The organism is Paenibacillus sp. JZ16, assembly GCF_015326965.1.
Classification (GTDB): domain Bacteria; phylum Bacillota; class Bacilli; order Paenibacillales; family Paenibacillaceae; genus Paenibacillus_AQ.
Window position 1 is genome coordinate 5,074,186 of sequence record NZ_CP017659.1, and the last position, 20,885, is coordinate 5,095,070.

Below are 20,885 nucleotides of genomic sequence, written 5' to 3' on the forward strand. Positions count from 1 at the left end.
GCGATGTAACCCCTTAGTCGCAAAAAGCAAAAGCCCGCCAGATGAGCGGGCTTCAAACGTATATAAGGTGATGTAGGAACTGTAAGAGAGTTGTATTGCTGGCTGTCGCACCTCTTTATATACCATGCAGCGTTACCTCAATTGAATGTCCGGATCCAACACGATAATTCGCTGTTCATCCAATGCGGTGTTTAGCAGTTTATCCTTCAGCTGCTGCGTGCTGGTTATGACGTCAGGCTGGGTAGACTTGGTATCCGTCGTCAGTTTATTCACTAATCGCTCGATCGATAGCATATCCCGATATTCCGGCGGGGAGTAGTCTTCCCAGTATTGATCTTCGCTGATGCCCATCGTATCCAGTATGCGCAAGTGCTGTTCTTGCACCTGACGCGGCTGGGTTTCGAGCGTCTTCCGAAGCTCCTTGGCCCTTTGAATACCATCCTCCAGACTCGCCGCAACGCCTTGTTCGTTGGCCAATTGAAGCATCAATTCCTTCGTTGCCATTTCTTTAAGGAGCGTAGCGTCATCAGGGAGGGGCGCGGTGCTATGCGCGAGGTTGTTCTTATAGGCAGTTAGATGGGTATGCGTGATGAAGGTGGAGCCGACTTGAACCAGCGCCTGTCCGTTCATGTTGTCGTTCATGCGATGATGCTGGCCCGAGCGATTCGAAGCATCCGTGAAGAAGAGTATGATGCTTACCGTCAGAACGCTGGCCACAGCGATACTGAGAATGGCGATAAATTTACGGTTTATTTTCATACCTGACACCTCTCTTGACAGGGATATATGAAAACGAAGATATAATATAGACGTTTCATCAGCCTGAAAGGTTCTATAACAACGTGAAAAAAACGCCTGAAGGCACAAGATAAAGTGCTTTCAGGCGCAAAAGTTACATGATGATGGAATGACAGGCTTCGCGTTGAAACTTACTTACGAAGCAGGCGGGTCTTATGGGCATAGATAATCGCTTTGTCCGCGAGAAATGCCGCGTAGAGCAGCAGGAAGACCGCATAGGGAAATCCGGTGCCGTCCAGGCTCGGAACCAACCATTCGGCGGCAATAAAATACAGCAGCGTCAGAAGCACCGGGAGCTGCCGTTTCAGATGGTATTTCCAAACCGACCAGATGACGCCGGCAGTCCCGGCAAACAGCATGAGGAGACGGACGGCGTCCAATGCGGATTGCACAACCTTTCTGGCCTCCTCGTTTCCGATCGCTGCCGCATATTTGGAGGTGCGGCCGGCATATATGCTCCGGAAGAGATGAACCAAAGGGTTGCCTTCGATGTATCTCGATTCCAGCCACAGCGAGGCAAGGTTCCACGGACCGGACATATACATCAAACGATTGAAAAGCGGGATGTTCAGCCACCATGGAGATAAGATGAGCAAATAACCTGCGCTAATAAGAAGGAGCCCGCCGGTTACGATTTTGATCGGACTGCGGTACTTGATCCAAAAGGCAATGAACAATACCGGATACAGCAGCGCTTGAAGGTTGTAACAAGCCATAAGCGCTGTAAGCGCGCCGGCAGCTGCGTACCAGCCAGCCTGCTTCAATTCAAGCGCTCCGATGACGGCGCAGACCAGAAGAAGCATTAAGGTTTGCATGGTCGTATCCGGCAGGATTAGCCGGACTGCACCGTAGGCCGGCCAGAACAGAGCGTAGATCATGCATGACAGAAAAGCGATTCGCGTATTAAACATGTAGCGGGACAGTACGAAAACCAAGTATACGGAAAATGCATGGAAGACGCATTGAAGGAGCTGGTAGGCAATCAGGGCGGCATCCATGCTTCCGAATAAGGCGGTAAGTCCGGCAATCATAAGCGGCACACCGGGCATGACGCTGGAAGCATGGTCTTCCAGGTCTCCACCGGGGTGGCTGATCATGGCCGCACTTTGGATATATCGTTCTTCGATCACGCTGCTTATGCTCGGGGAACGTTCATGAAGACCGGTAAGAACCAGCAGACATGACATAACCAGAACCGCTGCAATCAGTATCAGCAGCATCCTTCGCTGCACACGGTTTAACGTCCATATGGAAAACAAAGGGTCCACTCCACTCTTTATATAATCTCTAGGTTTAAATCCGCATTCATCCTCTTCTATATTAAAGAAAAAACGGTGAAATAAAAAGGCTCCGCCAAAACGGAGCCCATAAGTGCAAGTTACGCTGCAGTGACAAGGTCAGTCCCTCTTTTAAAAGCCGCTGTGATACTTATCATTACTGGATGAACGCTTCTTTGACGTCCCGTCCCGCTGCTTCTCTTCCTGGCGCTCCAGTCTGGCGTCTTCCATCGGAATCGGGTCCACATGCTGTTCGCTCTCATGTTGATCGAACAGGCTTTCTTGTTCCGTCGGGTATTGTTCAGGGTGATCCATGTTGCCGGGACCGTTGTGAAGCGGGAGATCCTTTTTCTTGTCAGTCACCGTTTCTCACCTCATTTATCGTTGTGATACTACCTTTATACCTTATTTGGGGAAGTATCAAACATGTAGAGGTAATAATAGGAGGGGCATCGGTCTCTTTAAGATGTCTCCGAACCGGCTGCAGGCTGCTGCTGCGCTTCTGCTTTGAGTCTTAAATAACGAATAAACAGCTCAACAAGCTCCGGATCGAATTGCGTGCCTGAGCAGCGGAGCAATTCCTCAATTCCCTCCTCGAAGGTTTTCGTTTTTTGGTAAGGTCGTTCCGTTGTCATCGCGTCAAAGGAATCGATAATGGTCAGCATCCGGCACAGTTTGGGGATTTGGCTGCCCTTGAAGCCGTGCGGATATCCCCCGCCATCGTATCTTTCATGGTGTAATTCAATATAAGGAACCAGTTCCTTGAACTTCTCGTTCGTTTCCGCGATGCGTTTACCCCAGCTGACATGCCGTTTGACGGTTTCCCATTCACCGGCCGTGAGCTTGTCCCGTTTGTTCAAGATCCCCCAAGGAATCTCAAGCTTGCCGATATCGTGAATGAGTGCACCGAGTACGAAATTGCGTCGTTCCACACTATCAAGCCCGAGCACTTCGCTGATGTCCATGGCATAGCGGAATACCCGTTTGGAGTGTTTGAACGTATCCACATCTTTATACAAGAACAGCTTCAGCTGCTGCTCAATATCGCGGACGTCCTCCGCGAAGTCGATCTCGGATTCTTTTTCGGCGCCGCTCCCGTATACGTGCACATTATTCTTGCCCTGCTTCTTGGCATAGTACAGCGCCTGATCGGCAAGCTCGACGAGCTGTGACTTGTCATGGATGTCAATCCGATAGGACGCAACGCCGGCAGAGAAGGAGAGGCACCCGGATGGGAATATCTCAACGCCGTCAAAATAGGTATCGTTCAATTTTTTGCGGAGCCTGTTAATGAAGGAACGTGCTTTGTTATCATCGTAACCCGGCATTAGAATCGTGAATTCCTCACCGCCGAAACGAGAGGCCACCACTTCAGCCGTTTCGGATTCCACCTTGAGGTAATTGCCGAGAAATCCGAGCAGCATGTCCCCTTTCAGGTGACCGAATTGATCGTTGTATTTCTTGAAATCATCGATATCGATCATGGCCAGCGACAATGGCGTCTCATTGGCCTTGGCTTTCTTGATCTCGTCCTCCAGTAAACTTTCGAAATAACTGTGATTATACAGGCTCGTCCGTTGATCCTTGATTGCTTTTTCCTGTACCTGTTTATACATTGTGAAGAGCTGTTTGAAAGAATAGGACAGCATCACGCTGAGTCCTATAAACAAGGTTAGTCCGAACACGCCGTTATGTACGATGAGTATGGAGAGAACCAGCGAAAGAATGAGCGTACTAAGGTATACAAGCAGTGTATCTTTTATGAAGGTTTTCAAAATATCATATAACGATCCTTTGTATAGAAGGTAATAGTAGAAACCGACAAGGAATACGTTGATAACAAAATAAACAACCAACGCTGCAAGATACGCACCAAATTGATCATTGTGAATAGGGCCAGCTTGTCCGCCTGCCATTTTGAAAATGAAGGAGGACCCGACAATCATCACGGTATACACAGAGAAATTAACAAAATGCTTCCAGAAGGGGATTTTTCTGTCGTACAGCGCCATGGTAAGGGAGACAAACAGGATGACAGACAGCGCAAACGGTGCTCCATATATAAAGATACACGCCAGGTAAACAGAGGAATCCATAGACTGTAAATTACCCTCTGGCGGCAGCTGGAAGGTGAAGTAATTTAAGATGAGGGCGGCGCCTAACATCGCATAGACCCATACCCACTGTGAAGGAGTATAATGGAAAATCTCCCCTTGTTGCACCAACAGGAAGGTTGAACAGCCCAGAAGAGAAAGAAAAACAAAATACAGCTGTCCCGCTAAGTCTCGAGAGAATCTAGGACGCTTTAATATGGACATAAATGATTTCTCCTCAATAAAATCAATGGTGTATTCTCCACATTTTAAGGTATATTGCGATGCAAAACAACGAAAAAGATATAAAAAAACAGGCTGAATTTACCAGCCTGTTTTTATGGAAGTCTATTATCCGAATCTGTAACCGGAAGTCAGAGCGACAACAACAGAAGCAACGATGATCGCATTCAATACGATGCGGGAATACTTGATTTTATCAGTTTTCTTCACAGTTCTCCCTCCTTTCCAGGTGGCATGATGTATGATTAATTTTGCGGTTCCACACGTTCATTGGTATCGGATTTGGTTCCTAATGTTTGCACGTTGGCGGTATTCTTCCCCACGGTCATGAGATTTAGAATGTAGAGAAATATGCCGAAGTTCATGATAATATCTCCGATACTGATAACCTGTGTTCTTGGGTACGGCGGGGATAATGGTATAATGTCTCCCAGGAACGGCAGGCGGGTAGAGGCGTCCATCAGATAGTGCTTGGTAGTAGCTGTGGCATCCACTAGCATGTCCATATAAACAGGATCCAGCACGGAAGCTGCACCCATGGAAACGGGCATTCTGCCACCGTTCACTGCCATGACAAGGAAATTCAGAAAGACACCTGCCAAGATGCTGCCAAAACCTTTCTGATCCCGGTTCATCCAGAGAAAGATCATGCCGGCAACGTAGATGAACATAAAGACGTAGCCGCTTGCGGCTGCCAACCAATCAGAGTTCACTTGAAAGCGGAATATGAGCAGCTGCACAATCAGGAGTATGGGGAAGATTAAGCCGCCCTTCAGACGAATCTTACTGAATTGCTGCAGTCCATGACGGAGTCCGCCACGTATCAGCCCGACAATTAACCCGAGTATAATGCCGTCAAATACCATGATAGAATTCCTACTTTCATAGTTCATTATCTCTGTTATTAAGATAGTTCGACAGCAAATTGGTAATTCCTTCAACAAAAATCAAATTTTATAAAAAAACTTAGGAAGTATGATAAAAAGCTTGTCCCTTCCTGTATGAATCTAATGAATTATGTACATTATAACAGATTAAAAGGATAAATCTTCCTACTTTTTTCGTGTTTCTGTTGCAGAAAGAAGCAAATTCTTGAGCTTTACATACTTATGGGGGGTATAGTAAGGTTGAATGGTACAACATTATATGATAGGAGGACGACAGCATGAAACAAGTGACATTGACAGTGGAAGGCATGTCCTGCAACCATTGCGTGAACTCGGTGGAAGGCGCACTGAAGAATGCGGGAGCTTCCGGTAAAGTCGATCTTGCATCCAATACAGTGGCTATCGAATACGACGAAAACAAGGTCAGCCTTGAAGCATTAAAAGAAGCGATTGAAGAGCAAGGCTACGATATCGTGTCCTAACGAACATTCCCTGGAATAATCCAAGGCCATGAGCTTTGGCTAAAATAGGAGCCGGCTGCTGAAGGCGATCGACAGCAAGCCGGCTTTTTTGCGCGGTGTCACCTATCGCGTGAACTTGCACTGCCCAAGCCGAAGTTTCATAATAGATGGAACAATGCTTTCAGCCTAAGGAGTGGATACCCCGATGAATGATACCATATCGCTTCTGATGAACCATCGATCGATTCGTAAATATTCGGATCGACCCGTGTCAGAGGAGCAGCTTAGGACCGTTGTGGCAGCAGGTCAGATGGCATCAACCTCAAGCAACGTCCAGGCATACAGCGTAATTGCCGTTACCTCTCAAGAGAAGAAGCAGCGGTTGGCCGCTTTAGCGGGAAATCAGTCGTATATTGTGGAATGCCCGGTATTTCTGGTGTGGTGCGCGGATCTGTATCGTTTGAAAAAAAGCGCAGAGGCGCACGTGGTTGATCAAGAGACGTATGAAGATTCGACCGAGAATTTCATCGTGGCGACGGTGGATGCCGCTTTGGCTGCGCAAAATGCCGCGATCGCCGCGGAATCGCTTGGTCTTGGCATCGTGTATATAGGTGGGGTCCGCAACTCCATTGCTGAGTTCTCCGAGGCTTTGGAACTGCCGGAGCTGGTCTATCCGGTATTTGGCATGTGCCTGGGTTACCCGGATCAGGAGCCGGGGCTTCGTCCTCGGCTTCCGATGGAGGCTGTTCTGCACCGCGACAGCTACAATCGTGCGGCTGTAGAAGAAGTGAAGAACTACGATCGAACCTCTTCCGAATACTTGTCCCTGCGTACCCATGGCAAAAACAACACACCGTGGTCGGCGCTTATGGCTAAACGCCTGGCAGAGCCGGTAAGGCTGCACATGAAGGACTTCCTGAAGGGGAAGGGGTTCATGGGGCGTTAGACATGAATAGAGAAAGCGGGTACAGCGCTCTCGTAAATCAATAGAGAGGACTGGTACGGCTGCTCTCGTGGGGCATGCCTGGAGGACGCGGCTCTAGGAACTAAGCTCGGCCTCGAAACTAGGCCGGCCCCGAAACTAGGCCTGGCATGAACCCAAGCCTAGTTCGGAAACAAGCCCGACCTCGGACCCCATCCCACGCCAGCCGGCGTCGGAACCAAGCCCCGCCTCGGACCCCATCCCACATCAGCCAGCCACGAACCCAAGCCTGGCTGATGTGGGATTGGTGGCGTAGGAGGCGAGCAGTGCACCGCAAGTTTAACCGTAGCTTCCAAGCCGCAAGCCGGAATGAGTTACGGCCCGGGAGTAGCAGTATCGGACCACATCCACGCCAGCCGGCCTCGGAACCAAGCCCCGCCATGAACCCAACCCCACATCAGCCGGCCTCGAACCCAAACCTGGCTGATGTGGGATTGGTGGCGTAGGAGGCGAGCAGTGCACCGCAAGTTACCGTAGCTTCCAAGCCGCAAGTCGGAACGAGTTGCAGTACGGCGATAGCAGTATCGGACCTCAGATCCGTTATTTGCGCTATGGGCTCGTTTTTGCAGGATCTATCGGACACACGTTCCGTTAAGTAGCGTATAATCCGAAACATGAGAGCCTTATTCGGTGAATAACGGACCTCTTGTCCGCCACCATTCGAGAAATGGTGCTTTTGGTCAAAATAAGGTCCGCTGAGTCCGCAAAAATGTGCAACTATTTTATACATCGTGCGCACTGCTCCCTGTGCGCACGATGCGTGGTTCGGAGCATGCTTGGATGACTCGTCGGCGCTAATCGTGCCGCCATGTACGACGCTTGAACGTAAGTCATAGCTCATAAAAAAGGGGCTGTCCCAAAAGGTCGTGAAATACGGACCTGGGGACAGCCCTTTTTTCAGCGGTCTTCTTTTATATGGAGATTACTGATCAGGATGACATGCTGATTTATTTGCCGATGCCCTGCTGACGGTATTGTCCGGGCGTAATCCCTTCAAGCTTCTTGAACATACGATTGAAGTAGGGAGGCTGATATCCGGCGGCCTCCGCAATCTCGTGAATGCGAAGATCGGTGGTCAGCAGCAATTCTTTGCAGCGGTTCATGCGCACGGTTGTCAGATAGTCTATATAATTCGTGCCCGTCATCTGCTTGAACGCTTTGCTCAGCTGGGATACACTGACGCCGGCTTCCATGGCCATGGCATCCAGGGACAAATCCTGCATCCCGTTTTGCTCGATTTGCTCCAGCACGTTTTCGACCAGCGATTTCATGGAGCTGTTGAAGTTCTTTGTTAACTGATCGAGGTAGGGTTCGATAATTTCTTTCTGAAACCAGGTCACGCAGGCCTTCGGATCCCGAAGCAGGGACAACTGTTCCTGCAGATTGGAGAAATTGTACACCTGATATGGATTTAAGCCAGCCTGCAGCATAGACCGGTGAACGCTTGTGATTAACCGCATGAGGCCATGGTGGACATGCCACTCCGAGCCTCCCCCGGCCTGAAGCGCCGTTACGAAGCGGCTTAGGGAACGCAGCGCATCCCCCTGAAGCCCAAGATTCAAGGTATGAATGAAATCCTGCTCCAATTCCAGCGGGAAGTCGATCCAGTCGTTTTTCTGGGAAAGCACGGTTTCCGCTTCCAGCAGCTGACTGCCTGCGTCGAAGGACCGGTAATGCAGCGCCCGCTTGGCCTGTTCGAGAATATGGGGAACATCGGTCCAGGTTGAGCTTGGCCCGCCCAATACGATGGTTGCCGACATGCGGAGCGTATCGCGCAACGCCCGCATGATCTGATCGCACAGCTCCTTCATCAAACGCGATTGTTCATCGGCTTGATGGGAGGCCGGAGCGATCAAGATGACGCCGAAGGAGCCGTCGAAGAAATTGATGGGATGCATATATGCGCTTATGTCCTCTGCCAGCTCCTGGATCACGTTCAGAGCGGCATACGTGAGAAGATGCTGATCGTTTTCTGTCAGAGGTGTCCGATCCTCCCCGTGGGTATGCTGCTGAAGCACGATGGCCGAGAACTGTTTATGGGTAATGTCAAGATCCATCTCTTGCAGCTTGAGCACATATTCGGACTCCGTCAGGTGGGCGGCTTGTCCGCTCAAGAATTGATTGATATAAGCCTCCCTGATCGCGGGCAGGGACCGCTTCCATTGGCTCTGAAGCGTATCATGCGAGAACCGGTACTGCTTCCACTCGTGTTCAATGTAATCAAGCTCATTGTATCGCGCGCTCGGTTTGGCCTGATCGCCGCCAATCATATTCAGCATCTTGCTGATAGGACGATACATGCTCTTAGAGGCAAACCAGCTTACAGCCAGTGATGCCGCAAGCGCAAAAGCAAAGCAAATCAGGATGATATGAGTATAGGGCTTCGTTGGAGCAATGATTTTCGATTGCGGCGTGCCGGAAACATAGGTCCAACTTTGCTGCATTTTTTCGAATTGAACGGTATTCACCAGTAATACATCCTGGTCGACCGGAACCTTCAATCGCAGATGATTCGCACTCCGGGCATTCTCCGGTAGCTTCAGCTGTTCCTGAATCGCGCTCATCGCCTTCGGCATGCTGCGGCTCATCCCCGACTCTCCGATGACGTGACCATGGTCGTCCAGCAGGAACGAGAGATTCTCGCTATTGCGAATGACGTGCAGTTTCGACGGATCAATATAGATGACGATCGCGCCGTAGGGCGTATGACCGTTGAAGGGAAGTCGCATGACGAGCGCGTGAGAGGATTTATCCTTGTTAAAAGGCCGCTCCAGGTCGTGGACCCAGAACATGTCCGTATCTCCTTCCATGAGCCTGTTGAAGTTTAACGCATCCTGTTCCTGATCCAGCGTCCGCAGGCCGAGATCAGGCTCCATGATTTTATTTTGCTTTTTGATATAGAGATAGACCTGATCCACCAGCGGATCGGCATTCTCCACCAGGTTCAGTGTATTGAACAGCTCGTTCGTCTCCTCGATATTCGATACAAAGTCCATATCAGACAACGAAGGCTTGAAATGGGGCTTCACCACCATATTGAGGGCGTAGTGGACCAATTGGGTGAATTGCTCGTCTACTTGTCGCGCAGCGTCAACCAAGGCTTCTTCGTTCCGCTGCTGATATTGGTTAATCATGTGCTGGTTGCCCACATAAAGGTAAACGGCCGTTATGGCCGAGATGGGGAGGCATGTTAACAAAACGGCAAGCGCGATGCTTCTCCAATACATAATACCTTTGAAAACGGATTCAGGATTCTGTTGCCTCATTACTTTAACCCCCTGTTGGCATAGACAAATCAAAGGCTTGATCGAAGCGAGCCGGTAAAATGATTACATACTATCATAGCGAATGAGTGGATGAGTTGAAAAGATCATATCTTCCTAATCGAGTTCGAGTCAACGTGACCGATTAACCGGATCGGACGTTCGTTTGCCGTGGAAAAAAAGTGCAATACAAGGAAACGAAAGGTTCCACAATGCCGTAGAGACCAAGCTTTCCCTGTGCCGTGCATCGAATGGGAGGGGGATTGGAGCCGACGGAAAAAAAGTGGAATTGCAGGGAATCCTGCAACCGTTTACATTAGGACTACATTCCGTGAACGGTATGTTGAACGAGATGACAAGGCTGAAAGTGAGGGAGTATCGATGAAAGCACAAGAAACCGTTCAGTCGGCAAAAGGAAGCGGGGGCCCCCCCATTCCCGTGAAATCCAAAACGAAGTGGGGGAGGATATGGTCGGATGTTGTGCGCGACAAGTATTTGTACGTGCTGGCCTTGCCGGGTCTGATCTTTTTTATCATTTTCAAATATATTCCGATTACGAATCTCGTGATTGCCTTCCAGGAGTATTCACCATACTTTGGAGTGCTTGGAAGCCCCTGGGTAGGATTCGAGCATTTCACCCGGTTCTTCTCCAACGATGATTTCTGGATGCTGCTGCGCAATACGCTGGCGATCAGCTTTCTGAGCTTGATTTTCTTTTTCCCGGCACCGATCATTTTAGCTTTGATGCTGAATGAAGTGCGAAATTCCTTCTATAAGAGGACCATTCAGTCTCTGGTGTATATCCCCCATTTTTTATCCTGGGTATTGATCTATGGCCTTACGTACCTCATGTTCTCGCAATCGGAGGGCTTGTTTAATAAGTGGCTCATCTCGATGGATTGGGAGACGATCGATATTCTCTCCAACCCCAACTACTTCTGGGGGATGCTGACGGGACAATCCATCTGGAAGGAAGTCGGGTGGGGAACCATCATCTTTCTCGCGGCCATCGCCGGTGTGGACCCGCAGTTATATGAAGCAGCCGTCATGGACGGCGCGGGCCGTATGAGACGGATGTGGCATATTACCCTGCCCGCGATGCGCAACGTGATCTTGATTCTGTTGATCCTCCGTCTGGGAACGATTCTGGATACGGGATTCGAACAGATATATCTGATGATGAATGCACCTGTTACCAATGTAGCTGAAGTGTTCGATACCTATGTATACCGGGTGGGGATTCGGCAGGGAGAGTTCAGTTACAGTACGGCTATCGGATTGTTCAAATCGATTGTCGGCGTCATTCTGGTGGTTACGGCCAACCGGCTGGCGAGGCGTTACGGTCAAGAAAGCTTGTACTAAAGGATGGGTGAAGACAAGGAGGAGTAAAGCATGCATGAGAAAGGATGGAAAACCAGGCTGTTCGGTCTTGTGAATAACGGACTGCTGCTGATCATCGGTTTGGCAACGATATTTCCGATTTATTATACCGTTATTTTGTCGTTTACCGATCCGGTGGAGTATTATCAACGAAGCCTGATATTATGGCCGCGGGTTTGGACGCTGGATGCTTATAAGCATTTACTCTCCAACGGACTGTTTGTCACCTCGATTTCCGTGAGTGTGTTCCTGGCTACGGTCGGCACGCTGCTCAGTCTGCTCGTTACCGGGGGCTTGGCTTATGCGGTGTCCCGCAAACGTCTGCGGTTTCGCAAGGCAATCATGATTATGATCCTAATCACCTTTCTCTTCACGCCGGGATTGGTGCCGCTGTATTTGGTGGTTCGTAATGTGGGACTCATTGACAGCATCTGGTCGCTTATCCTGCCCAGCTTGACCAGCGCATGGTATGTGCTGCTCATGAAGGGATTCTTCGACAGCATTCCGGAAAGTCTGGAGGAAGCCGCGATGATTGACGGTTCGAATGATATCGGCGTATTCTGGAGAATTATTTTGCCTCTGTCGCTGCCGGCGCTGGTCGCTTTCGGATTGTTCTTTGCGGTCGGTTATTGGAATACGTATTTCAACGCATTGATGTTTATTAACGACCAGAAGATGTGGCCGCTGCAAGTATTGCTGCAAAATATGCTTGTGGATCCAACGACGATGGGATCCGGAAGCGGCGGCGGATTCGCCTTCCAAGTGAATCGTCCCGTTCCAACGGAAACGTTGAAGATGGCGGCGGTCGTTATTGCAACCGTGCCGATCATGTTAGTGTATCCATTCCTGCAGAAGCACTTCGCCAAAGGAGCGATGGTAGGCTCTGTCAAGGAATGAATCGATATACGGTTTATCTGACATCATGATCAGTCAGGAGAGAGGTATCATTATAAGGGAGGTCTAATGATGAAAAGAATGGAAACCAAGCCGGGCAAGTCGTTTTTAAAAATGTCGGGGGTGCTGCTCTTGGCAAGCTCGCTCTTGCTTAGCGCATGCGGCAGCCGTAACGGAAGTGCACCGAGCGACAACGGAGGCGGAACAGACAGCAGTGAACCTACAAGTATTACGATACAGACCCTGAATTATGCCACCGAATTCATAGACAACACCAATGCACTATGGAAAGAGCTCGAGAAACGCACCAATACCAAGCTGAATATTACGTGGCTGTCGCCGTCCACGGCCGAAGAGAAGATCAATGTCATGCTTGCATCCGGCGATCTTCCAGAGGTTACTTTCGTGGAGACGTTGCAGAACCCGCAGCTGCAGAAAATGCTGAAGCAGGGGGTTTTCTGGGATCTGACACCGTTTCTTAAAGACTATCCGAATTTGAACCGCGAAGAATTGAAGGAAATGTGGGAAATCACCAAGGTGGATGGCAAGAACATCGTCATTCCTCGTTATTATCCTAGCTATGGCGGCGGAGTGTTCCCGATGATCCGCAAGGACTGGCTGGATGCCCTTCAGCTGGAAACGCCCAAAACGCTGGATGAGTTCCATAACGTGTTAAAGGCTTTTAAGGAACAGGATCCGAATGGTAATGGACAGGCGGATGAGATCCCGTATGCCGCTAATCCGAGCGCACTCGCCTATATTTATAATATATTTAATGAAACGCAAGGGTCCTGGAAGCTTCAACCCGATAATACCCTGACTCCGATTATGACGTCGGACGAGTCTAGGGAGGCCATGCTGTGGATCAAAAAAGCATATGATGAGGGCTTGTTCCCCAAAGACTTCGCTATCATGAAGTTCTCGCAGGTAATGGATACGATGCGAAGCGCCAAGGCAGGGGTAGGGGGCATGTCCATGAACCATGCCTGGGTGACCGGCGAAGCCGTGAAGGGCGTTGATCCCAAGGCGGATCTGATGCCGCTTGCTTATTTGGAGAATGCAAACGGGGTGAAGTATACGCCTTCAGGATCGCCGTATTATGGAGTATACCTGATTCCGAAGAAAGTGCCGGAGGCGAAAGTGAAGAAAATCCTCGAGTTTTTCGACTATGGTTATAGTCAGGAAGGCAATGAAATGTTGACCTACGGAATTGAAGGGGTCCATTACAATGTGGAGAACGGGAAGAAGGTTGCAACGCCGCAGGCCGCCGTGGATAAGACGGGTGACGGCAACTTGAACAATATGATTCACCTCGTCAGCGACGATATGGCTATCAGCGCGGTAGGGATGCCGGATGAAGTATATGAGCGGAACGTAGAGATCGTCACGGAGCGCAAGACGGTCAAGGTTCCGAATCCTTCGGGAGAGCTGTATTCGGAAGCCTACAACAAATACTATCCCGAGCTTTCCAAGAAAGTGGAGGATATGCGGGTCATGGTCATCACGGGCAAAGAACCGGTTGAATCGTACGATAAACTGATCGAAACAATCAAGAGTGACCCGAAGATGAAGGAAATTACGGACGAGATGTCAAAGGCATATCAGGAGAAGTATGTTAAATAAGTACGTTAAATAATGGAACCAAAAAACCACAATGCTGCGGTTGGCATTGTGGTTTTTTGGCGTGAATAACAGAAAGAAGCCCCTCCATGTCATATTTCTGATGTCTAATATTAAACATCCTATAATTTTACATTAAAGCATAAAATATTACATGAGGGGAGGATATAAAGTCATGGAAACGAAGGAAGGCATAAAGTTTAATATCGAGCAAGAACGGCATAAACTTCATAAGATGAAGCAGCGGTATCGTGATTTTAATCATCCTAAAGTCCTCAGACAATCGATTGTGCTTGATGAGTTGATTAATCAATATAACCGATTTCTTCTTAAAGAGAACAAGCCGATTGCCTAAGCAACCGACTTGAACTGCATGAAGATTCTTTTTATAGACCGTAAAGTCTCGCGGCATTCTCATATAAAATCCTGCGGGCCTCAAGTATGGACAGCCCCTTAAGCTCAGCCCATGCCGAAGCCACAGAAGCCGTCATCCGAGGATGGGTCATCTGTCCGGTGAACGGACCTTCGAACGGCCAAGGTCCATCGGTTTCGGTCATGACGAGGTGATCCGGATACCTACATGCCATAGCACGAATTTCTTCCTCATAGAGGATGTCGGGCGTAAAGGAAATATAGTATCCGTTGCCCGCCATTCGCTGCAAGGTGTCACGGGAGCCCTTAAACCAATGAAAATGGGCACGAGTGACGCCGTATTTTTCGAGCAGATCACATGCGATATCCGCATCTTCATATACAGCGTGCAGAATGACCGGTTTATGATGCTTCTTAGCAAAAGCTATAAATTGCTCCAACAGATAGGCGTAAGGGCGGTTATCCCAGGGACGGCCTTCCGATTCAGCCTCCAGCCTGGCGTAATAGGGGAGACCCACCTCTCCTACGGCAACCATCTCATCGGCATGCTCTGCCATCCAATCCAGCAGCCCTTCGGTTTCGTCAGAGGAAGGGAGGGGCTGCTCCGGATGATAACCGAAAGCCGGCCGCACCATCAGTCCGTACTGCCTGGCCAGCTCCAGGTTTCGCTTGCAGGAAGTCAGATGCATGGAGACAGAGATGACGGATTGAACCTCATGATGGCGGATGTCCGCGAGAATTGCTTGTTGATCGGATAACGAATAACTGTCCAGATGAATATGAGTGTCGATCAGGGGGGAATTCGCTTCATTCTGCATGAATGATTTCATGGTTACATCTCCTCGCTTGCAAGCTTCCACGAAGCGCTTTGCCCATCATGGATGTATGTATTACGCTGGCCTTCATCGGTCAGCGCTTGTGCTGTTCTTCCCGCATGATGGCGGAAATTTCGGTTTTTAATGCGATGAAGGACGGATCCATCAGGATGTTTTCCCGGCGCGGGCGGGAGAAAGGGACTTCTACCCGTTTCAAGATGGTTCCGGGCCGTGCTGATAGGATATAGATACTGTCCGAGAGGAGCAGCGCCTCCTCGATATGATGGGTAATCATCAGCACCGAACGGCGCGTATCCTCCCAGATATCGAGCAGCCAGCGCTGCATATCGCTGCGCGTTAACGCATCCAATGCACTGAACGGTTCGTCCAGGCACATAACTTCCTGCGGACTCATCAGTGCGCGAAGAAAAGCCGCCCGCTGCTGCATTCCGCCAGAGAGGGTGTGCGGATAGGCCTTTTCGAAGCCGCTGAGTCCGGCGCGTTCCATCCAGCTGCGGGCATGTTCCCTGGCAGCGGCTTTCGAGGTGCCTCTCAGCTCCTCGGGAAGGAGCACATTGTCCTCCACCGTACGCCAAGGGAATAGGGCCGGCTGTTGAGGCATATAGGCGATGCGGCCTTTTTCCCCGGTCACGTCCTGACCGTCCATGAGGACAGAGCCTGCATCCGGAGCTGTTAACCCCCCAATGATATGGAAGAGGGTGCTCTTTCCGCTGCCTGAGGGACCGATTAAGGAGACGAATTCCCCGGGTTGTACTTGAAGCGAAAGGCCATCCAGCACATGCACTTCGCTGCGCCGGTCGCGGAAGGTTTTTCGAAGGCTGCGAACCTCGAGGGCAGGTGCGGTTGAGACCGACGCAGCCGACGGGTCAGCCCCGTCCTGGACCGTCAGGGGTACTTGATGTGTCATATCGACAAATGGCCTCCTATCATATAAGATTCGTTACGTCTATTCACGGGGACTCAACCTTTTCGATTCCAGCGGATGAGCCGCTTCTCCAGCAGAGTGATCAGCAGCACCATCAGCAGGCTGAGCAGGACGATGACCAGGATGGCAACAAACACCCGATCCGTGCGGTAGCCGGATTTTTGCAGCATCATGTAGTAACCGATTCCCCGGTCCGAGCCGATCCATTCCCCGATAACCGCACCCATGACCGAATAGGTGGCCGCAATTCGAATCCCGGAGAAGATGGAGGGAAGGGCATGCGGCAGCTCCAGCTTTCTGAAAATTTGCCAAGAGGTAGCCCCCGCCATCTGCATGTAATTCATCATGGTTCGGTCAGTACGGGCCAGTCCGTCCAAGGCCGCAACAGCGACGGGGAAGAAGCAGACCAGCGTAATCACGATAACCTTGGGCAGCATGCCGAAGCCGAACCAAATCATGAGAAGCGGGGCTAGGGCGATTGTCGGCACATTCTGGCTAAGAATAAGAAGTGGATAAAGAGCGGTTTTGAGAAAAGGCACCATGTGCAGTGCCAGCGAGATGACTAGGCCAATCGCCGTACCGATCATAAATCCGACCAAGGTTAATTGCAGGGTGGCCGCTGTATGCTGGAAGAGACCGGAAGCTCCGGTAACGGCCTCATGCCCGATGGCCGTCGGCGCAGGCAGAATAAAAGGTTCAATGTCGAATATAGATACTGCGGCCTGCCATACCACCAAAAAGAAGAGGACCGCCACAACGGGCGGCCAAACCGAACTCCACCAGCTTCTCATGGACGGTATTTCTCAGTCAGCTTATCCATGCTGATGCCGCTGGGATGATGGGCGATTTTGACTTGGGATATGATGCTGGGACTTCCCGCATTCACCAGCGCTTCATGCATGCGCTCCACGATCTTGAGCAGCTCGGCGAGCTCTCCTTCCATGGTCGTTTCGAGTGCATGAACCTCGTATTTCACGCCTGATTCCTGAATGACCTTAATCGCTTCATCTACATAAGGGATGCTGTCGGCCCCGTTTGGCGTTCTCGGTATCACTTGAATGCTCAAAAGTGTATTCGCCATGTAAACTCATCCTTTCGTGCAAGCTATAATGTATTGGAAGAAAGGCAGCCTTTTGCAAAGGCCGACTTTCTTCTTATTAAATAAAAATAACCTTATGGCTGCTCCGGTAAAAAATCATTGGTGAATGCGCGGTCCGCGTCAAGTTCCTTCTCCAGCAGCTTACGCTCAAACATCCAGTCTGCATATCCCGACCATACTTCGGCTTTCTGTTCGCCCCAGCGGGATGCATCATCCTGATAACGGGGGCTCAGCCATTTCTGGCTGGCGAGAACCAGTTCGGCATCGAGGTCAGGAACCGCCTTCGTAAGCAGAGCTGCCGCATCTTCAGGATGTTGAATCGCATAGTCATATCCTTTTGAAGTCGCCCGCATGAACGCTTTGATAAGCTCGGGGTCTTCCTGGATCAGCTTCTCGTTCGTCACGATCACTGGTGTGTAATAATCAAGCTGCTCGGAGTAGTCCTTCACATAAATCATGTCAAGCGGTTCATTGCGAAGCTCGGCTTCAATCCCCGTCCAAGCATAGAAGATCCAGGCAAAATCAATGTCGCGTTTGACGGCCGTAAAATAATCGGCATCGCCCATATTGACCATATTCACCTTGCTGACATCGGCGCCATCGATCTCCATGATGGATTTCATGACGGCCTCCTCCACAGGCGAGCCCCAGCCGCCATAGGATTTTCCTTCAAAATCGCCTGCCTTCACGATGCCTTTGTCCTTGGGGGCGGCAAAGCCGGACGTATTATGCTGAATGATCGCTGCAATGGAAACGAGCGGCAAGCCTTGGGTTCTGGCCAGCGTTACGCCTTCCTGATAACTGATGCCAAACGGCACGTTTCCGGATGCGACCAGCGTATCCGTTCCGCCTGCTCCCGGCTGGACGATCTGGACATTAAGCCCTTCTTCCTCATAATACCCAAGCTCCTTCGCTGCATACAGGCCGGTGTGATTCGTATTGGCGGACCAATCGAGCATCAGCTGCACGTCACGGAGTTTCCCGGAAGTCTGACTGCCTTCGCCTTCGGCACCTGTCTTTTTGTTCTGTCCGCTTGTGCCGCATCCGGACGCGACCATCAGCAGGACGCAAGCGAGAAGCAGCGGAATCCATCTTCCCTTCTTCATCGTTTCTTCTCTCCTTTAAGTTCTCTTTCTATTACCTCGCAACTCCACAAAAAAACGCCCTGATGATATCAGGACGCATGACGGCGTAAGTGTATACCACGGCAAATAAATAGCTGCCGCAAACATGGGCTTCCTACGCTGGCATTACCCAGATCAGGTGTAAGGGTCAGTATCATATCGGATACACTCTCAGCCGGCTATATCCCAGCTCCCCCGGTATTTATGAAGTTTTGATCATTACATCCGCTATTATAGTCCTAACACACCAGACCTGTCTAGTTCGAAGGAGCGCGAACGAGGCAGGTCTTTGCTCAGAACACTTGCCATGGGAAGGATTAATTAATCCTATGAACCTTTCACGGAATAAAGGATTTGAATAAGGCTTCTATATTGAGGTTAGCGCTGGAAGAACTCAATCCATTCCCCTTCGGGACCATGCACGAAGAAATAACGGAAACCATTCGGGAGCGTCACGATCTCCTCGTCCAAGTGAGGAACGTCAAGTCCTTGAACCCGGGCATATTCCTCTTCAATGTTATCCGTGCTGACTGCAAAATGATGAACGGTGCCCTCCGCTGGCAGCGTGTCGCTGTATCCCTGAATAAGCTCGACTTCCGTCTCGTTGCTGCCGTTAAATCCGAGGAACGCCAGCTGGATGACGCCATTCGTATGGGTCAGGCGATCCTTTAGTTCTAGTCCGACTACGGATGTATAGAAGGCGATTGTAGCTTCTAGGTCCCGGACAACAATACCAACATGATCTAATCGTTTCTGTGACATGGTTCAACACCCTTTCCGATCCATATGAGATATGACTGAAATATTATCACATAATCCCTATACGTCAAGTGGGAGTTGTGTTCATGCAGGGCTGATACAGATGATTTTTCTTTCATTTCCTCATCTTTACTTTTGGGTGGGTAAAAAGTATCGTGAGAAATAGAAAGATTAATTCAAAAGACCTAACATATGAAAGTGATCCAGCTTACCCTTTGGCCGAGGAGGAATGCTTATGAGTCCAACTCCAGCAGATCATCTGTGGATTCGACTCGCCATGATATATGCATTCATTCAGATCATGATTGCTCTGTGGATGCCTGTGGCTTTATCGCTTCAGCGTGTTCTAGTCATTATTCCTCCTGCAGCCGCCTCCGTTTATTTAATGCGGATTAGTCGGCGTTATGAGGTTCATCTTCGCAGGTTTTGGCTTATTGTGAGTCTCGGATTAATGGGGGATGCAGCGGCACGAATCATTCACGCTTGTTATGTTTGGTTTGAAAAAGAGAGCGCTTTCTCGCCGATCCTAACCCACTTATTCTGGGGACTTGAACTCATTCTGTTCGCAAGTTCTCTCATTTATTTATTCCGGCATGTTCAAGGTTCGTTTCGGGGGCTCCGGTTTATGCTGGATATCGTGATTGTTGGCATAGCCGTCATGACAGTAGGGTGGGAATATTTCATCAAGCCTGAGCTTCAGGGTCTGGCCCATGAGGCAGTATGGGGAAACCTTTGGGTGGACATGCTGTATCCCCTGTGCGCAATGGTACTTATTTTTTTTACGCTGGTGTTGTATTTTAATACCGGACTGTTAGGGAAAAGGGCGGCCATTCTGTTATGTCTAGGCGGAAGCGCATATATTGCCGGAGATGTCCTGTACATCTATCTCGTTGATCTGATGGGTATCGAGGTTCGTTCCTATCTGTATCCACTCTATACGATATCGGTATTATTCATTAGTTTCGCAGGTGGGCAGTCCGCTCCTAATTCCCGTAAACCATCCGTTGGCGAGCGGGAGCCGCGTTCAGTCGGAAACCTGATCGTAAGGTACCTGCTTCCCTACAGCGTGCTTGGCGGGATGTTTGCCCTTATGGCGCAGCGGTTTGGAGGGTGGACTGGACTGTTTACCGGCCTATCCCTGTGCGTGATCCTGATTCTGTTCAGGCAGATTTTAATCCAGTTCGAGAACGATCGCTTGTTTGACCGACTGCATGAGAGTCTGATGCAGAGTGAAGCCCTGGCACATCGTGATGATCTTACGGGGCTGTATAATCGCCGTTATTTTAATGCAAGGCTGGCGAGTTCGCTGAAGGAGGCGGACCTCGCAGCTTCCCGTGTAGGCTTGCTGTATATGGATATGAACCGTTTCAAACGAGTCAATGACCGATACGGCCACCGTGCCGGCGATTTGTTGATACGAAAGGTTGCAGACCGGCTTCAATCTCTTGAATCCAAGGGAGTTTTGGTTTCCCGTTTAGGAGGAGACGAATTCACCGTTATGATCCATCCGGCTGGTGAGGATCAGGAGCTGATCTGGATGGCGGAGGAGATTTGGACGATGCTTAGCGAGCCGTACGAATTGGAAGGGCATGAAGTTCGAACCACGCCGAGTATCGGCATTGCGGTTTATCCGGATCATGCCAGAAATGACCAGGAGCTGATTGGTCGCGCCGATGCCGCGATGTATGCGGCCAAGGAACGGAACGCCCCTTGGCATTTTGATGTGGAGCGGACGATGCTGCTGCAGCTTTTGGATCAAAAGGTTGAGTAGATCAAGTATGACCATAATATTGACAATACGTTGTTAAAAGCAATATAAGTCGATTTTTGTAGAATTTGGCGTAATCATTGCACGAATCTTGCGCATTTCTC

At 50.0% G+C, this 20,885-nt stretch carries 20 protein-coding genes and 1 riboswitch; of the genes, 7 read left to right on the forward strand and 13 right to left on the reverse strand.

The window, feature by feature from the left end; translation table 11 throughout:
• Positions 1-132: 132 nt before the first annotated feature.
• The 5 genes from BJP58_RS22845 to BJP58_RS22865 form a co-directional block, all read right to left on the reverse strand.
• Entirely contained in the window at positions 133-759 is a 627-nt protein-coding gene (locus BJP58_RS22845; protein ID WP_194540693.1) for a hypothetical protein, read from the reverse strand.
• Between the two features lie 170 nt (positions 760-929).
• The gene (locus BJP58_RS22850; RefSeq protein WP_194540694.1) at positions 930-2,057 is read right to left on the reverse strand and encodes an ArnT family glycosyltransferase; all 1,128 of its coding nucleotides are present in this window, start codon (positions 2,055-2,057) and stop codon (positions 930-932) included.
• Positions 2,058-2,207: 150 nt separating this feature from the next.
• A complete protein-coding gene (locus BJP58_RS22855; protein ID WP_194540695.1) occupies positions 2,208-2,438 on the reverse strand; it encodes a hypothetical protein in 231 nt (76 codons plus the stop codon).
• 98 nt (positions 2,439-2,536) lie between these two features.
• Entirely contained in the window at positions 2,537-4,393 is a 1,857-nt protein-coding gene (locus BJP58_RS22860) for a bifunctional diguanylate cyclase/phosphohydrolase (protein WP_194540696.1), read from the reverse strand.
• A 263-nt stretch (positions 4,394-4,656) separates the two neighbouring features.
• Positions 4,657-5,277: a DUF5317 domain-containing protein gene (locus tag BJP58_RS22865; RefSeq protein WP_194540697.1), complete on the reverse strand. Its 621-nt coding sequence runs from the start codon at positions 5,275-5,277 to the stop codon at positions 4,657-4,659.
• Between the two features lie 299 nt (positions 5,278-5,576).
• On the opposite strand from BJP58_RS22865, the gene BJP58_RS22870 reads away from it, so the two are divergent.
• Both BJP58_RS22870 and nfsA read left to right on the forward strand, forming a co-directional pair.
• Positions 5,577-5,780 carry a cation transporter gene (locus BJP58_RS22870; RefSeq protein WP_071222204.1) on the forward strand — a complete coding sequence of 68 codons (204 nt, stop codon included), beginning with the start codon at positions 5,577-5,579 and terminating at the stop codon, positions 5,778-5,780.
• A 184-nt stretch (positions 5,781-5,964) separates the two neighbouring features.
• The gene (gene nfsA, locus BJP58_RS22875; RefSeq protein ID WP_194540698.1) at positions 5,965-6,705 is read left to right on the forward strand and encodes an oxygen-insensitive NADPH nitroreductase; all 741 of its coding nucleotides are present in this window, start codon (positions 5,965-5,967) and stop codon (positions 6,703-6,705) included.
• Between the two features lie 433 nt (positions 6,706-7,138).
• On the opposite strand, the gene BJP58_RS22880 is transcribed toward nfsA, so the two are convergent.
• Together BJP58_RS22880 and BJP58_RS22885 are read right to left on the reverse strand one after the other, a co-directional pair.
• Positions 7,139-7,471 (reverse strand): hypothetical protein, encoded by a 333-nt coding sequence (locus tag BJP58_RS22880; RefSeq protein WP_194540699.1) that lies wholly within the window; start codon positions 7,469-7,471, stop codon positions 7,139-7,141.
• Between the two features lie 217 nt (positions 7,472-7,688).
• Positions 7,689-10,007, reverse strand: a complete 2,319-nt coding sequence (locus BJP58_RS22885) for a helix-turn-helix domain-containing protein (protein ID WP_194540700.1) — start codon at positions 10,005-10,007, stop codon at positions 7,689-7,691.
• Between the two features lie 378 nt (positions 10,008-10,385).
• Here BJP58_RS22885 and BJP58_RS22890 point away from each other — a divergent pair, with 378 nt between their 5' ends.
• The 4 genes from BJP58_RS22890 to BJP58_RS22905 all read left to right on the forward strand — a co-directional run bounded on the left by BJP58_RS22890 (position 10,386) and on the right by BJP58_RS22905 (position 14,253).
• Complete coding sequence (locus BJP58_RS22890) at positions 10,386-11,366, forward strand: ABC transporter permease (protein WP_194540701.1); 981 nt, start codon at positions 10,386-10,388, stop codon at positions 11,364-11,366.
• Positions 11,367-11,396: 30 nt separating this feature from the next.
• Positions 11,397-12,281, forward strand: a complete 885-nt coding sequence (locus tag BJP58_RS22895) for a carbohydrate ABC transporter permease (protein ID WP_071222199.1) — start codon at positions 11,397-11,399, stop codon at positions 12,279-12,281.
• Between the two features lie 66 nt (positions 12,282-12,347).
• On the forward strand, positions 12,348-13,901 hold the full coding sequence (locus BJP58_RS22900) for an extracellular solute-binding protein (protein ID WP_194540702.1): 1,554 nt from the start codon (positions 12,348-12,350) through the stop codon (positions 13,899-13,901).
• 172 nt (positions 13,902-14,073) lie between these two features.
• Complete coding sequence (locus BJP58_RS22905; protein WP_113059296.1) at positions 14,074-14,253, forward strand: aspartyl-phosphate phosphatase Spo0E family protein; 180 nt, start codon at positions 14,074-14,076, stop codon at positions 14,251-14,253.
• A gap of 31 nt (positions 14,254-14,284) precedes the next feature.
• Here the strand turns inward: BJP58_RS22905 and BJP58_RS22910 are convergent, their stop codons facing one another.
• The 6 genes from BJP58_RS22910 to BJP58_RS22935 all read right to left on the reverse strand — a co-directional run bounded on the left by BJP58_RS22910 (position 14,285) and on the right by BJP58_RS22935 (position 19,016).
• Positions 14,285-15,100 (reverse strand): TatD family hydrolase, encoded by an 816-nt coding sequence (locus BJP58_RS22910; protein ID WP_194540703.1) that lies wholly within the window; start codon positions 15,098-15,100, stop codon positions 14,285-14,287.
• Between the two features lie 79 nt (positions 15,101-15,179).
• Entirely contained in the window at positions 15,180-16,013 is an 834-nt protein-coding gene (locus BJP58_RS22915) for an ABC transporter ATP-binding protein (protein ID WP_194540704.1), read from the reverse strand.
• Positions 16,014-16,066: 53 nt separating this feature from the next.
• Complete coding sequence (locus BJP58_RS22920) at positions 16,067-16,822, reverse strand: ABC transporter permease (RefSeq protein WP_194540705.1); 756 nt, start codon at positions 16,820-16,822, stop codon at positions 16,067-16,069.
• A complete protein-coding gene (locus tag BJP58_RS22925) occupies positions 16,819-17,112 on the reverse strand; it encodes an MTH1187 family thiamine-binding protein (protein ID WP_071222195.1) in 294 nt (97 codons plus the stop codon). The genes BJP58_RS22920 and BJP58_RS22925 overlap by 4 nt, the downstream gene beginning before the upstream one ends.
• 92 nt (positions 17,113-17,204) lie before the next feature.
• Positions 17,205-18,236 carry an ABC transporter substrate-binding protein gene (locus tag BJP58_RS22930; protein ID WP_194540706.1) on the reverse strand — a complete coding sequence of 344 codons (1,032 nt, stop codon included), beginning with the start codon at positions 18,234-18,236 and terminating at the stop codon, positions 17,205-17,207.
• 113 nt (positions 18,237-18,349) lie between these two features.
• Positions 18,350-18,461: riboswitch (TPP riboswitch) on the reverse strand.
• 171 nt (positions 18,462-18,632) lie between these two features.
• Positions 18,633-19,016: a VOC family protein gene (locus BJP58_RS22935; protein WP_194540707.1), complete on the reverse strand. Its 384-nt coding sequence runs from the start codon at positions 19,014-19,016 to the stop codon at positions 18,633-18,635.
• A gap of 232 nt (positions 19,017-19,248) precedes the next feature.
• On the opposite strand from BJP58_RS22935, the gene BJP58_RS22940 reads away from it, so the two are divergent.
• Positions 19,249-20,784, forward strand: a complete 1,536-nt coding sequence (locus BJP58_RS22940; RefSeq protein ID WP_194540708.1) for a GGDEF domain-containing protein — start codon at positions 19,249-19,251, stop codon at positions 20,782-20,784.
• Positions 20,785-20,885 lie beyond the last annotated feature (101 nt).

Coding starts and splice junctions, on each gene's coding strand:
- BJP58_RS22890 (WP_194540701.1), top strand. CDS start 10,386: ATGAAAGCACAAGAAACCGTTCAGTCGGCAAAAGGAAGCGGGGGCCCC.
- BJP58_RS22845 (WP_194540693.1), bottom strand. CDS start 759: ATGAAAATAAACCGTAAATTTATCGCCATTCTCAGTATCGCTGTGGCC.
- BJP58_RS22910 (WP_194540703.1), bottom strand. CDS start 15,100: ATGAAATCATTCATGCAGAATGAAGCGAATTCCCCCCTGATCGACACT.
- BJP58_RS22905 (WP_113059296.1), top strand. CDS start 14,074: ATGGAAACGAAGGAAGGCATAAAGTTTAATATCGAGCAAGAACGGCAT.
- BJP58_RS22935 (WP_194540707.1), bottom strand. CDS start 19,016: ATGTCACAGAAACGATTAGATCATGTTGGTATTGTTGTCCGGGACCTA.
- BJP58_RS22870 (WP_071222204.1), top strand. CDS start 5,577: ATGAAACAAGTGACATTGACAGTGGAAGGCATGTCCTGCAACCATTGC.
- BJP58_RS22880 (WP_194540699.1), bottom strand. CDS start 7,471: ATGTATAAAATAGTTGCACATTTTTGCGGACTCAGCGGACCTTATTTT.
- BJP58_RS22930 (WP_194540706.1), bottom strand. CDS start 18,236: ATGAAGAAGGGAAGATGGATTCCGCTGCTTCTCGCTTGCGTCCTGCTG.
- BJP58_RS22940 (WP_194540708.1), top strand. CDS start 19,249: ATGAGTCCAACTCCAGCAGATCATCTGTGGATTCGACTCGCCATGATA.
- nfsA (WP_194540698.1), top strand. CDS start 5,965: ATGAATGATACCATATCGCTTCTGATGAACCATCGATCGATTCGTAAA.
- BJP58_RS22860 (WP_194540696.1), bottom strand. CDS start 4,393: ATGTCCATATTAAAGCGTCCTAGATTCTCTCGAGACTTAGCGGGACAG.
- BJP58_RS22900 (WP_194540702.1), top strand. CDS start 12,348: ATGATGAAAAGAATGGAAACCAAGCCGGGCAAGTCGTTTTTAAAAATG.
- BJP58_RS22865 (WP_194540697.1), bottom strand. CDS start 5,277: ATGGTATTTGACGGCATTATACTCGGGTTAATTGTCGGGCTGATACGT.
- BJP58_RS22925 (WP_071222195.1), bottom strand. CDS start 17,112: ATGGCGAATACACTTTTGAGCATTCAAGTGATACCGAGAACGCCAAAC.
- BJP58_RS22915 (WP_194540704.1), bottom strand. CDS start 16,013: ATGACACATCAAGTACCCCTGACGGTCCAGGACGGGGCTGACCCGTCG.
- BJP58_RS22895 (WP_071222199.1), top strand. CDS start 11,397: ATGCATGAGAAAGGATGGAAAACCAGGCTGTTCGGTCTTGTGAATAAC.
- BJP58_RS22920 (WP_194540705.1), bottom strand. CDS start 16,822: ATGAGAAGCTGGTGGAGTTCGGTTTGGCCGCCCGTTGTGGCGGTCCTC.
- BJP58_RS22885 (WP_194540700.1), bottom strand. CDS start 10,007: ATGAGGCAACAGAATCCTGAATCCGTTTTCAAAGGTATTATGTATTGG.